9 protein-coding genes are annotated in these 12,881 nt (G+C 70.4%); 2 read left to right on the forward strand and 7 right to left on the reverse strand.

The genetic code is table 11. From position 1 onward, the window contains the following. Positions 1 to 65: 65 nt before the first annotated feature. Positions 66 to 635 carry a dienelactone hydrolase family protein gene (locus tag ACWDEX_RS03130; RefSeq protein ID WP_450461404.1) on the reverse strand — a complete coding sequence of 190 codons (570 nt, stop codon included), beginning with the start codon at positions 633 to 635 and terminating at the stop codon, positions 66 to 68. A gap of 106 nt (positions 636 to 741) precedes the next feature. Between ACWDEX_RS03130 and ACWDEX_RS03135 the strand changes: the two genes are divergently transcribed. Further along, complete coding sequence (locus ACWDEX_RS03135) at positions 742 to 1,854, forward strand: mechanosensitive ion channel family protein (protein ID WP_450461405.1); 1,113 nt, start codon at positions 742 to 744, stop codon at positions 1,852 to 1,854. Positions 1,855 to 1,871: 17 nt separating this feature from the next. Here ACWDEX_RS03135 and ACWDEX_RS03140 read toward each other — a convergent pair whose 3' ends face one another. The 5 genes from ACWDEX_RS03140 to ACWDEX_RS03160 all read right to left on the reverse strand — a co-directional run bounded on the left by ACWDEX_RS03140 (position 1,872) and on the right by ACWDEX_RS03160 (position 7,732). Beyond that, positions 1,872 to 2,612, reverse strand: a complete 741-nt coding sequence (locus ACWDEX_RS03140) for an SDR family NAD(P)-dependent oxidoreductase (protein WP_450461406.1) — start codon at positions 2,610 to 2,612, stop codon at positions 1,872 to 1,874. Positions 2,613 to 2,713: 101 nt separating this feature from the next. Then, positions 2,714 to 4,300 (reverse strand): Na+/H+ antiporter, encoded by a 1,587-nt coding sequence (locus ACWDEX_RS03145; protein ID WP_450461646.1) that lies wholly within the window; start codon positions 4,298 to 4,300, stop codon positions 2,714 to 2,716. A gap of 243 nt (positions 4,301 to 4,543) precedes the next feature. Beyond that, a complete protein-coding gene (locus ACWDEX_RS03150; protein WP_450461407.1) occupies positions 4,544 to 5,488 on the reverse strand; it encodes an RluA family pseudouridine synthase in 945 nt (314 codons plus the stop codon). Positions 5,489 to 5,550: 62 nt separating this feature from the next. Next, positions 5,551 to 6,210: a signal peptidase II gene (gene lspA, locus ACWDEX_RS03155; RefSeq protein WP_450461408.1), complete on the reverse strand. Its 660-nt coding sequence runs from the start codon at positions 6,208 to 6,210 to the stop codon at positions 5,551 to 5,553. An 82-nt stretch (positions 6,211 to 6,292) separates the two neighbouring features. Continuing rightward, on the reverse strand, positions 6,293 to 7,732 hold the full coding sequence (locus ACWDEX_RS03160) for a TraR/DksA C4-type zinc finger protein (RefSeq protein ID WP_450461409.1): 1,440 nt from the start codon (positions 7,730 to 7,732) through the stop codon (positions 6,293 to 6,295). Positions 7,733 to 8,356: 624 nt separating this feature from the next. On the opposite strand from ACWDEX_RS03160, the gene ileS reads away from it, so the two are divergent. Then, a complete protein-coding gene (gene ileS / locus ACWDEX_RS03165; protein ID WP_450461410.1) occupies positions 8,357 to 11,488 on the forward strand; it encodes an isoleucine--tRNA ligase in 3,132 nt (1,043 codons plus the stop codon). 198 nt (positions 11,489 to 11,686) lie between these two features. Here the strand turns inward: ileS and ACWDEX_RS03170 are convergent, their stop codons facing one another. Then, positions 11,687 to 12,844: a DivIVA domain-containing protein gene (locus ACWDEX_RS03170; protein WP_450461411.1), complete on the reverse strand. Its 1,158-nt coding sequence runs from the start codon at positions 12,842 to 12,844 to the stop codon at positions 11,687 to 11,689. Positions 12,845 to 12,881: the final 37 nt, after the last annotated feature.

Consider the following 12,881-nt stretch of genomic DNA (forward strand, 5'->3'; position numbering starts at 1 on the left):
TGGAGGCCTCCGGGACCTTCCCTGAGGCCGGGCGGGCCTAAGGCCCGCCCGCCGCAAGGTGCCTGCTACAGGCTGTCGAGGAAGCCGAGCGCCACCCGCCAGGTGGCCTCGGCCGCCTCCTCGTCGTAGTCCGGCAGGTCGGGGTCGGTGTAGAGGTGGCCGGCGCCCGCGTACCGGTAGATCTCCACGTCCGCGCCCGCCTTGCCCATCTGCAGGTACCAGGCGCTGAGCCAGTCGTCCGTCTCGAAGGGGTCCGGCTCGGCGACGTGCAGTTGCACCGGCAGGTCGTCCACCGAGGCGTTCGCCGCGATGTCCGACGTGCCGTGCAGCAGCAGGAGTCCGCGCGCGCTGTTGTCACCGAGTGCCAGGGTCTGCGCGGTGGCGGCGCCGAAGGAAAACCCCGCGTACACCAGACCTCTCTCCGAGTACGGCGCGGCCGCCAGGACGGCGCGCCTGAGCAGCTCTTCCTTCCCGATCCCGTCCTTGAAGGCCATGCCCTCCTCGACCGTCTCGAAGGTGTGGCCCTCGAACAGGTCGGGGGTCCACACCTCGTGCCCGGCGGCACGGAGCCGGTCGGCGGCGGCCCGGACCGCGGGCCGCAGTCCGTAGGTGGAGTGGAAGAGCATGATGTTCATGAGGCCATGGTGCCAGCCGGGTCCGCGGTCGCTGTACGCAGCGTGTCACCGGACGGACATCAGGGCCGGATGTTCACAATGCCCTCCACCGGTTACGTTCGACGCCATGGAGAACGTACTGCGCCCGATGATCGTCGTCGGTGGCTCCGTCGTGCTCACACTGCTCATCGGCTGGGCCACGAGCCTCCTGCTGCGCAAGGCGAACGACCGGAACCCCGAAACGCCCTTGTGGGGCCTGCTCCGATGCGGGCTGGTCCCCTATCAGCTAGTGCTGTGCGCGGGCCTGCTGAGGAGCTCTTTCGACCAGGCGAAGATCCTGGAGGCCCACCGGGTCGGCGTCGGACGGACCCTGACGTTGGTGCTGATCGGTTCGACCGCCTGGCTGGTGATCCGGATCACGGCGGCGGTCGTCGAGACGACGTACACCCGCTACGCCCACGCCCATCACGATGTGGCCCGGGTCCGGCGGGTGCGCACCCAGGTGTCGCTGATCATGCGGGTGGTGGCGGCGGTCGTCGGCGTGGTGGCGGTCGCCGCGATGCTGCTGACGTTCCCGGAGATGCGGGCAGCCGGCGCCTCCCTGCTGGCCTCGGCCGGCATCGTCGGTATCGTCGCCGGTGTCGCCGCGCAGTCCACGCTCTCGAACCTCTTCGCCGGGCTGCAGATCGCGTTCGGCGACATGGTGCGTCTCGGCGACACGGTCGTGGTGGACGAGGAGTGGGGCACCGTCGACGAGATCACACTGACGTACCTGACGGTACGGACCTGGGACGAGCGCCGGATCACCATGCCGGTCTCTTACTTCACCTCGAAGCCGTTCGAGAACTGGTCGCGCGACAGCGCCCAGATGACCGGCGTCGTCTACTTCCACGTCGACCACTCCGCGCCCGTGGAGGCGATGCGCGACAAGCTCCGCGACATCGTGCGCGAGTGTCCCGAGTGGGACGGCCGCGCCTACGGCCTCGTGGTCACCGATTCGACGCCCAGCACCATGGAGGTGCGGGCGCTGGTGACCGCCAAGGACGCGGGCGACATCTGGACCCTGCGGGTCACGGTCCGCGAACGGCTCATCCGCTGGCTGACCGAGGAGCATCCGTACGCGCTGCCGCGGGTCAACACGGCGAGCGCGACGCCACCGCCGCACGCGGATGATCGCCGTGTGCGGGTCGACGGAGCGGTCCGCAGGGTGTACGAGCCGCCGCGGACCGGCCGGGGCTGAGCCGGGCCCGGTGCCGCTCAGTGTCCGCGTTCCGCCCCGCCGTTGACCTGGATCACCTGCGCTGTGATGTGTCCGGCACCAGGGGAAGCCAGCCAGTGCAGGGTCTGGGCGATGTCGCCGGGCGTACCGGCGCGGCCGGTGGACGTCTCCGCGATGCGCTGATCGCGCCGCGCCGGGTCCATCCCTTCGCCGAAGAACTCGGTGTCCTCGACATAGCCGGGCGCGACCACGTTCACCGTGATGCCACGCGGCCCCAGATCCCGGGCCAGATCGAAGGCGTACGGGTGCAGCGCGGCCTTCGCCGCGGCATACGCCCCGCTGCCGGAGCCGCGGTAGGCGGCGATGGAGCTGAGGAACAACAGGCGCCCGCCGGGTGAGGCGAGCCGGTCCCGCAGTGCCTCCGTGAGCAGGACCGAGGTCAGCACGTTCAGCCGGAAGCTGACGGTCCAGTTGTGCGCGACGGCTTCGAGGGGGTCCTCGGTGTCGGCCTCGGGCTCCAGCCGCCCGCTGCCGCCCGCGTTGTTGACGAGGACGTCCACGGTGCCGAGCTCATCGGCCACGAACCGGCCGACCCCGCGCACGGCGTGCGGATCGCTCAGGTCGGCCGCGTAGGTGAGTGCCCCGGGCACCGAGGCCTTCTCCAGCACCTCCGCCCGCCGCCCGAGAAGCAGCACCCGGTCCCCGTCCGCAGCGAAGGCCCGCGCTGCCGCGAGTCCGATGCCCGTACCGCCACCGCTGATCACCACGTTGCGCGCCATGGTCAGATCGTACAAAGGAGGGCAGGGATCGGCCGCTGTTTTCGCCCACTTCCCGAGCCAGGGGGAAGCAGCCCCGTCCCGGATGCGTACGGGACACGACGTCAGCGCAGGCTGCGCACGTCCAGGTGGCGCAGCACCCGGTCGACGACCTCCGGGTCGGCCCCGGGTTCGCTGCGCGCGGCCAGCACCTCGTGCCGTGCCGCGCTCAGCATCTCCTGCTGGATCCCGCGCAGCCGCTTGATGCGTCTGGCACGCTGCTCGTACGCCTCGCGCCGTTCCTCCTCCCCCAGATCGGGGCTGATCCGCACACCGATGTCGAAGGCCCGCCGCACCAGCTGCTCGGTCAGCTCCTCCGGCAGCTCCTCGACCTCCTCGATCTCCTTCAGCCTCCGCCTCGCCGCCTTGGCCGCGCGGATCGCCAGCGCCCGTTCGAAAGCCTTCTCGCCCTCGGTGTCGCCCCGGACCCCCAGCAGCTTCACCAGCCAGGGCAGTGTCAGCCCCTGGAGAACGAGCGTCGCCATGATCACGCCGAACGCGATGAAGACGATCTCGTCGCGGTCCGGGAAGGGCGCCCCGTCGTTCGTCGTCAGGGGAATGGCCAGGACCAGCGCCACCGACGCCACGCCCCGCATCCCCGACCACCACATCACGACCGACTCGCGCCAGGTCATCGGGATGTCCTCGTCGTAGTCCCGACGGGCGTGCAGCCGTTTGGTCAGCCAGGCCGCCGGGAGCAGCCACAGCAGCCGTACGAGCACGACGACCGCGACCACCGCGGCGGCCCAGCCGAGCATCTCGCCCCATCGTCCGGTCGCGGTGCGGATCGCGTTGTGCAGTTCCAGCCCGATCAGCCCGAACGCGACGCCGGTGACCAGTGTGTCCACCACGTCCCAGAACGTGTGGCCGGCGAGCCGCATCATCACGTCGTCCGGGTCGGCGGCGTACTCCGCCAGATACAGCGCGGTGACGAGCACCGCCAGTACACCGGAACCGTGCAGCGCCTCTGCCAGGGCGTACGACGCGTACGGCACGAGGAGCGTCAGGCTGATTTGCAGGGTGGCGTCGCCGAGCAGGTCCAGCAGCCTGTTGGCGGCCCAGCCGAGTGCCAGCCCGATGACGAGGGCGACGATCGCGGAGAGCGCGAGTTCGAGCAGGGCGTGCGGCAGTGAGAACGTCCCGCTGAGGACCGCGGCGATCGCGACGTGGTACAGCACGATCGCCGTCACGTCGTTGAACAGGCCCTCGCCCGCCAGGATCGACACCAGCCGACGGGGCAGCCCCAGTTGTCCCGCGACGGCGGTCGCCGCGACCGGGTCGGGCGGCGCGACCAGCGCGCCGAGCGCGACCGCCGCCGCGACCGGCAGCCCCGGCACGACCGTGTGCGCGACGGCGGCCACGCACACGGTGGTGACGAACACCAAGGCCACGGCCAGCAGGAAGATCGGCCGCCGGTTGGCCGCGAACTGCCGCCACGACGTCCGGCGCACCGCGGCATACAACAGCGGCGGCAGCAGCGCGGGCAGGATCAGCTCGGGCGGGATGTTCACATTGGGGACGAACTCGAGAAGGGCGAGCACCATCCCGAGCAGCGTCATCAGCACCGGTGCCGGCAACCCGAACCGGTCCCCGACCGGGACGCTCACCACAGCCCCGAGCAGCATCAGAAGCAACAGGGCCAACTGAGCCACGGTCAGCGCTCCGCGAGGTTCGACGTTCACACGGCAGGCCCCAAGCCTGCCATGTCACCCGCTCTCACCGGCTCTTCGGCGCTCTGAATGCCGCGGGCTCCGGGTCGCTACGTGCGCTCGCCGACGAAGACGTCCTCGCGGACCGCGCAGCACGCCTGATACCGCAACAGGCAACACTCGCCCCGTCGCGGCACTAGCGGCTCACCAACTGCTCGGTGCGCCGCAAGGCGTGCTGAGCGAGGCTCATCCCCAGCTTTCCTCGCGCACCTTGTCCAGCGCCTTCTGCAGGTCGGCGGGGTAGACGCTCTCGAACTCCACCCACTGCCCGTCCCCGGGGTGCTCGAAGCCGAGCCGTACGGCGTGCAGCCACTGCCGGGTCAGGCCGAGCCGCTTGGCAAGCGTCGGGTCGGCGCCGTACGTGAGGTCGCCGACACACGGGTGCCGGTGGGCGGACATGTGGACGCGGATCTGGTGGGTGCGCCCGGTCTCCAACTTGACGTCGAGCAGCGAGGCCGAGCGGAACGCCTCGATCAGGTCGTAATGCGTGACGGACGGCTTGCCCTCGGCCGTGACCGCCCACTTGTAGTCATGGTTCGGGTGCCGCCCGATAGGCGCGTCGATGGTGCCACTGGTCGGGTCGGGGTGGCCCTGGACGAGCGTGTGGTAGCGCTTGTCGACCGTACGCTCCTTGAACTGGCGCTTGAGCGAGGTGTACGCGTACTCCGACTTGGCCACGACCATCAGGCCGGACGTGCCCACGTCGAGGCGGTGCACGATGCCCTGGCGCTCGGCGGCGCCGGAGGTCGAGATGCGGTACCCGGCGGCGGCGAGACCGCCGATCACGGTCGGGCCCGACCAGCCGGGCGACGGGTGCGCGGCAACGCCGATCGGCTTGACGATCACGACCACGTCGTCGTCGTCGTGCACGATCTCCATGCCCTCGACCGGCTCGGCGACCACCTGCACCGGTGCGGGCGCCTGCGGCATCTCCACTTCGAGCCAGGCGCCGCCGCGCACCCGCTCCGACTTGCCGACCGCTGTGCCGTCGACCAGCACCTTGCCCGCAGCGGCCAGCTCGGCCGCCTTCGTACGAGAGAAGCCGAACATGCGGGAGATGGCGGCGTCGACGCGCTCGCCCTCCAGGCCGTCGGGCACGGGCAGGGTACGGATCTCGGGAAGCGTGCTCACCCGTCGAGTATGCCGGACGACGCCGACAACCCGGACAGGAGCCTGTGGACAACCGGGAGTGCTCAGTCCTTGTGGACGGTTCCGTCCGGGTCCAGGCCGAGGAAGGAGAGCAGCACGATCAGGATGCCGCCGCAGACGATCGCCGAGTCGGCGAGGTTGAAGACGGCGAAGTGCTTGGGCGAGATGAAGTCGACGACCGCGCCCTGGAAGAGGCCCGGCGCACGGAAGATCCGGTCGGTGAGGTTGCCCAGCGCGCCACCCAGCAGCAGGCCGAGCGCGATCGCCCAGGGCAGGCTGTAGAGCTTGCGCGCGAGCCGGACGATCACGACGATCACGGATGCGGCGATTATCGTGAAGATCACCGTGTAGGCCTCGCCGACGCTGAAGGCGGCGCCCGCGTTACGGATCGCCTCGAGCCGCAGCCAGTCCCCGATGACCTGGACCGGCTCATGGTGCTCCAGCTTCGCCACCACGATCAGTTTGCTGATCAGGTCGAGCGCGTAGGCGAAGGCGGCGACCGCGAACAGGACCATGATCCGGCGCCTGCCGCGGGGGCGCTCGGCGGCGCCCGGGGCCGGCTCGGCCACGCCGAGGGCCTCGGTCGGAGCCTTCGCGGATGCCGAGGCGGAGTCCGAGCGGGGCCGCTCGCCGGACTGCTCCGACCCGTCCCCTGCCGCGTCTGGGGTATCGGGCGTACCGATCATGCGCTCCGCCTCTGCCACGTGAGTCCTTCAACCTAGGTATGCCTGACTGTGGACGAGAGTACGACACGGCCTCGCCCGACCATCTGTTCAGGAGGGGATCTCAGCGGCGTTCCTGCTTCTGCTTGCACTCGACGCACAGCGTGGCACGCGGGAAGGCCTGCATACGGGCCTTCCCGATGGGATTGCCGCAGTTCTCGCACAGGCCGTAGGTGCCGGCGTCGAGGCGCTCCAGGGCACGCTCGGTCTGTTCGAGCATCTCGCGCGCGTTGGCGGCGAGAGCCATCTCGTGCTCGCGCGTGATGTTCTTGGTGCCGGCATCCGCCTGGTCGTCACCCGCACCGTCCCCGGAGTCGCGCATGAGGCCGACGAGCGCCTGCTCGGAGGCGTCGATCTCGGCGCGCAGCCGGATCGCGTCGGCCTGCAGTTCCGCGCGTGCTCCCTCCACCTCCTCGGGAGTCCATGGATCCTCACCGGGGCGCACCGCCAGGTCGCAGGGTTCTACCGCGACGAACCGTGTCTTGGGGACCGCACTGGTGCTCTTCGCCGCGGTGGCCGTGCCAGGAGTCTTCTTCGCAACCACTGTCGTGGCTCCCGTCTGCTTGGCGGCATGGACCGCGCCGGTCTTCTTGGCCGTGCTCTTTTTCGCCGCGCTCTTCGCGGGGGTGCTGTTCGTGCCGCCCCTGGCAGCGGCCTCGGCCGGTGCCGTCTTCTTGGCGACGGCCTTCTTCGCCACTGCTTCCTTGGCGTCGGCCTTCTTCGCCGCCGCCTCCTTGGTGACCGTCTTCTTCACCGCTGCCTTCCCGGCGACGGCCTTCTTCGGCGCCGCCTTCTCGGCGGCGGCGCCTGTCGCCGCTGCCTTCTTGCCGACCGCCGTCTTCGAAGGGGCTGCTCTCCCGACCGCCCTCTTCGAAGACGCGGCCTTGGGCACAGCAGCCTTCCTGCCGGCCGTGCCCGACGCCGCAGCCCTCTTCCCGGCCACCGACTTCCTCGCCGCCGACCGCTGCGGACCGCCTTCCTGCCCGCCCGGCTCCGCAGCGGGGGCCGCTCTGCCGACCGCGCTCCTCGACGACGGCGCCTTGGGTACCGCGGCCTTCTTGGAGACGGACTTCTTGACGGCCGGCTTCGAAGAAGCCGTCTTCCCGGCGGCCGCTTCCTTGGCTGCGGACCGCGCGGGCACCGCCTTCCGTGCGGCCACCTCCTTGTGGGTCGCCTTCTCGGACACCGCCTTCTTCGCCATGGGCCTCACCGAAGCCTTCCGCACGGCGCCCGCCGCCTCCCCGGCGTTCGCTTCGCCGTCCGACACCTTCCCGGCCACCGCTCTCTTGCCCGTGGCCCCCGGATTCGCGGTCGCCGCTCTCCTTCCGGTTCCCGGCCCCCGCACGGGACCGGCGGCAGCCGCCTTCGGTGTCTTCCCGGGCCTGATCGCCCGCTTACCCGAAGCCGTTCCGTTCACCTCCCTGGCCACCACACCGCCGGAGGCGTCCGCGCCCGTGGATCCGCCGGACACCGGCTGCTGTACGGCGATCTTCTTCGCCACCATGGCCGCGGTCCCTTCACATACCGTGATCTCGCGCGCAAATCGTGCTGGGACGATAAATCGACTTCTGGCCCGCGGCAACGGGGCACGCTCACGATGCGCTCGCCGCACGCGGGCCGCGCGGCGAGCCTCCATCCGTTGTGCCCAGCTCTCCGGCCGGTAATCCGCCAGGCCCGGCGTCCCGGCATCCGGACATCGGCGCCTCGCCATTCGGGTCACCGCCGGCTCCGGGACGCCATGAGCGGGGGACGGGCAAATCCAGTCGGCCGCTGTCCGTGCGGCGCCGTACACTGGGCGGAGCGAAAAGCGTGGATGGGGACGAGTAGCGGCGTACGCAGCCATGAGCGATCCGGGGACGGTGGAAGCCCGGAGGCGAGCGCGACGTGAAGATCACCCCGGAGCCGCCGGAAGAAAGCCTTGGACAGTGGGCCCCGCCCGCGGACCCCCAGGGCCGGTAGAACCGGCATCGCGACCCCAATGAGGGGGCTCACCGGTGCATACGGCGCACCGGAGGGCCAAGGAGGGTGGTACCGCGGGAGCGCGCCGCACACGGCGCACGGAGGATTCACGGAATTCCCGGCTCTCGTCCCTCCGACGGAAGGCAGCACGTCCGCCGGAGGAAGATCCATGACGCAGTACCGCCAGGTGCCCGCCCAGGTCGACCTGCCCGCGCTCGAGCACGCCGTGCTCGATTTCTGGCGCGAGCAGAAGATCTTTGCCAAGAGCCTGGAGCAGTCCGAGGGCCGCCCCGAATGGGTGTTCTACGAGGGCCCGCCCACCGCCAACGGCATGCCAGGCGCCCACCACATCGAGGCCCGCGTCTTCAAGGACGTCTTCCCGCGCTTCCGCACCATGCGCGGCTACCACGTGGCCCGCAAGGCCGGCTGGGACTGCCACGGCCTCCCGGTGGAACTGGCGGTCGAGAAGGAGCTGGGCTTCAGCGGCAAGAAGGACATCGAGGCGTTCGGCATCGCCGAGTTCAACGCCAAGTGCCGCGAGTCCGTGACCCGCCACACCGACGCCTTCGCCGAGCTGACGACCCGCATGGGCTACTGGGTCGACCTGGACGACGCGTACCGGACCATGGACCCCGAGTACGTCGAGTCGGTCTGGTGGTCGCTCAAGGAGATCTTCTCCAAGGGCCTGCTGGTCCAGGACCACCGCGTCGCCCCCTGGTGTCCCCGCTGCGGCACGGGCCTGTCAGACCACGAGCTGGCGCAGGGCTACGAGACGGTCGTCGACCCGTCGGTCTATGTCCGTTTCCCGCTCACCTCCGGTCCGCTCGCCGGCCAGGCCGCGCTCCTGGTGTGGACCACGACCCCGTGGACCCTGGTCTCCAACACCGCGGTCGCCACGCACCCCGAGGTCACCTACGTCGTCGCGACGAACGGCGAGGAGAAGCTCGTCGTCGCCGAGCAGCTCGTCCAGAAGGCCCTCGGCGAGGGCTGGCAGCCGACGGGCCAGACGTTCACGGGCGCCGAGATGGAGCGCTGGACGTATCAGCGTCCGTTCGAGCTGGTGGAGTTCCAGGCACCGGCCCACTACGTGGTGAACGCGGAGTACGTGACGACCGAGGACGGTACGGGTCTGGTCCACCAGTCCCCCGCCTTCGGTGAGGACGACCTCAAGGTCTGCCGCTCCTACGGTCTGCCCGTGGTCAACCCCGTGCGCCCCGACGGCACCTTCGAGGAGAACGTCCCACTGGTCGGCGGCGTCTTCTTCAAGAAGGCGGACGAAAAGCTCACGGAGGATCTGCAGCAGCGCGGTCTGCTCTTCAAGCACCTCCCGTACGAGCACAGCTACCCGCACTGCTGGCGCTGCCACACCGCGCTCCTCTACTACGCACAGCCGTCGTGGTACATCCGCACCACGGCCGTCAAGGACCGTCTCCTCGAGGAGAACGAGAAGACCAACTGGTTCCCCGAGACGGTCAAGCACGGCCGGTTCGGCGACTGGCTGACCAACAACATCGACTGGGCGCTGTCGCGGAGCCGTTACTGGGGTACCCCGCTGCCGATCTGGCACTGCGAGGACGGCCACCTCACCTGCGTCGGCTCCCGCGCGGAGCTGAGCGAGCTGACCGGCACCGACCAGTCGGAGCTGGACCCGCACCGCCCGTTCATCGACGAGGTCACCTTCGCCTGCCCCCAGTGCGACAAGACGGCCACACGCGTACCAGAGGTCATCGACGCCTGGTACGACTCGGGTTCCATGCCGTTCGCGCAGTGGGGCTACCCGTACAAGAACAAGGAACTGTTCGAGTCCCGCTACCCGGCGCAGTTCATCTCCGAGGCGATCGACCAGACCCGTGGCTGGTTCTACACGCTGATGGCGGTCGGCACCCTGGTCTTCGACAAGTCGTCGTACGAGAACGTCGTATGCCTGGGCCACATCCTCGCCGAGGACGGCCGCAAGATGTCCAAGCACCTGGGCAACATCCTGCAGCCGATCCCGCTGATGGACCAGCACGGCGCTGACGCGGTCCGCTGGTTCATGGCGGCCGGCGGCTCCCCCTGGGCGGCCCGCCGCGTGGGCCACGGCACCATCCAGGAGGTCGTCCGCAAGACGCTCCTCACGTACTGGAACACGGTCGCCTTCCAGGCGCTGTACGCCCGCACCTCGAACTGGGCGCCCAGCGAGGCCGACCCGGCTCCGGCCGACCGCCCGGTCCTCGACCGCTGGCTGCTGTCGGAGCTCCACGCGCTCACCGACCAGGTGACCCAGGCCCTTGAGGGATACGACACCCAGCGCGCCGGCAAGCTCCTGTCGGCGTTCGTCGACGACCTGTCCAACTGGTACGTCCGCCGCTCGCGTCGCCGCTTCTGGCAGGGTGACAAGGCGGCGCTGCGCACACTGCACGAGGTCCTGGAGACGGTCACGAGGCTGATGGCGCCGATCACCCCGTTCCTCACCGAGCGGGTGTGGCAGGACCTGGTGGTGCCGGTGACCCCGGGCGCCCCGGAGTCGGTGCACCTGGCGTCCTGGCCGGAGGCGGACCTGTCCGCGATCGACCCGGAGCTTTCGAAGCAGATGGTGCTGGTGCGCCGTCTCGTCGAGCTGGGCCGCGCCACCCGCGCGGAGTCGGGTGTCAAGACGCGTCAGCCGCTGTCCCGGGCACTGGTCGCGGTCACCGGCTTCGAGGCGCTGGACCCCGAACTGCACACGCAGATCACGGAGGAGCTGAACGTCGAGGCGCTCGCATCGCTGAGCGAGGTCGGCGGCTCGCTGGTCGACACGACGGCGAAGGCGAACTTCCGTGCGCTCGGCAAGCGCTTCGGCAAGCGCGTCCAGGACGTCGCCAAGGCCATCGCGAACGCGGATGCGGCCGCCCTGTCCCTGGCCCTGCGTGAGGGCACGGCGTCGGTGGAGCTCGACGGCGAGACGGTCAGCCTCGCCTCCGACGAGGTGATCATCACGGAGACCCCGCGCGAGGGCTGGTCGGTGGCGTCCGACTCCGGCGCGACGGTCGCCCTCGACCTGGAGATCACCGAGAAGTTGCGGCAGGCCGGCCTTGCCCGCGACGCGATCCGGCTGATCCAGGAGGCGCGCAAGAACAGCGGCCTGGACGTCGCCGACCGCATCGCGCTGCGCTGGACCGCGACGGACCCGGCGGTCATCGCCGCCCTGACCGAGCACTCCGGCCTGATCGCCGACGAGGTCCTGGCCACGGACTTCGCCCAGGGCGAGGCGGACGGAACGTACGGTGATCCGTTCACCGACGAGTCTCTGACCCTGACGTTCCGCCTGCGCAAGGCGTAACGGCACACACGAAGGCTCGGGCCCGCCAAATTCCTTGGCGGGCCCGGGCCTTCGGCGTTGCGTACGCACGCACAACCGCTCCCCCGCCCGAACACACACAGCACCGGCCCGGGGCATCGGCACAAGGGCGGGGCCCCGGATCGAAAATCCGGGGCCCCGCCCTGAACGCTGCCGATATCTACGGCCTGTGCATGACCGTCAGTTGTCGTCCTCATCGATGAGGAACCCACGCATCGGCGAGGGGGCCTGGCCCATCGGCGACGGGCCCTGCGGGCGCACCGGCGCCATCGGCTGGGTCATCGCCGGCGACATCTGCTGCTGGCCACCGAAGGACGGAGCAGCGGGGGACGGGGAACCGCCCATCGACTGGTTGCCCCCGTACGACGGGCCACTCGCGCCCGCCGGGGCCATCGACGGCGCCGACGGCGACGGCAGGGAGGCCGCGGCCGGGGTGCGCGGCGGGGCCAGCGAGTCGTCGGCCTGGGTCTCCAGCTGGCGCAGCTGCGACTCCAGGTACGACTTCAGGCGCGTGCGGTACTCGCGCTCGAAGCCGCGCAGGTCCTCGACCTTGCGCTCCAGCGTGGCGCGAGCGGACTCCAGGGAGCCCATGGCGACGCGGTGCTTCTCCTGCGCGTCCCGCTCCAGGGCGTCAGCCTTGGCCCGGGCGTCGCGCTCCAGACCCTCGGCACGGCTGCGAGCCTCGCCGACGATCTTGTTGGCCTCGGAGCGAGCCTCGGCGATCGCCTGGTCGGCGGTCTGCTGGGCCAGCGAGAGAACACGCGCGGCACTGTCGCCACCGGGACCCTGGCCAGGCATCCCGGGACCGCCCATGGGGCCGCCGCCCATCGGGCCGCCCATGGGGGCACCCATCTGCTGCTGCATCGGGGGCTGGCCACCCATCGGCCCCTGCCCCATCGGCCCCTGACCCATTGGTCCCTGACCCATTGGTCCCTGACCCATCGGGCCGGGTCCCTGGGGACCACCCTGACCGCCTCCGGGGCCGGCAGGCAGCTGCGGGGCACCGCTCGGCAGCTGGGGCGGGCCACCCATGGGGCCACCCATCTGCTGCTGCGGCGGGCCCGATATCCCGGCGGGCACCGGGGCCCCCGGACCTCGCATACCCTGCGGCGGCTGGTCCTGGCCCTCCGGCGGCTTGCGCATGTTCTGCTGGTTCTGCGCGGCGGCACGCGTGGCGGCGGCCAGCTTGGCGCGCAGATCCTCGTTCTCCCGGAGCAGCCGGGTCAGTTCGGCTTCGACCTCGTCGAGGAAGGCATCGACCTCGTCCTCGTCATAGCCTTCTCGGAGGCGGACGGTCGTGAACTGCTTGTTCCGCACGTCCTCGGGGGTCAACGGCATCTCTTCACCTCAACGTAGTCATCGGCAGTCGGCAAGA

The sequence above is a fragment of the Streptomyces sp. NPDC001020 genome, assembly GCF_053599115.1.

What these genes read in the sequence shown, in the direction of transcription:
- ACWDEX_RS03130 (WP_450461404.1), bottom strand. Translation starts at nt 635, where the DNA reads ATGAACATCATGCTCTTCCACTCCACCTACGGACTGCGGCCCGCGGTC.
- ACWDEX_RS03135 (WP_450461405.1), top strand. Translation starts at nt 742, where the DNA reads ATGGAGAACGTACTGCGCCCGATGATCGTCGTCGGTGGCTCCGTCGTG.
- ACWDEX_RS03140 (WP_450461406.1), bottom strand. Translation starts at nt 2,612, where the DNA reads ATGGCGCGCAACGTGGTGATCAGCGGTGGCGGTACGGGCATCGGACTC.
- ACWDEX_RS03160 (WP_450461409.1), bottom strand. Translation starts at nt 7,732, where the DNA reads ATGGTGGCGAAGAAGATCGCCGTACAGCAGCCGGTGTCCGGCGGATCC.
- ileS (WP_450461410.1), top strand. Translation starts at nt 8,357, where the DNA reads ATGACGCAGTACCGCCAGGTGCCCGCCCAGGTCGACCTGCCCGCGCTC.
- ACWDEX_RS03170 (WP_450461411.1), bottom strand. Translation starts at nt 12,844, where the DNA reads ATGCCGTTGACCCCCGAGGACGTGCGGAACAAGCAGTTCACGACCGTC.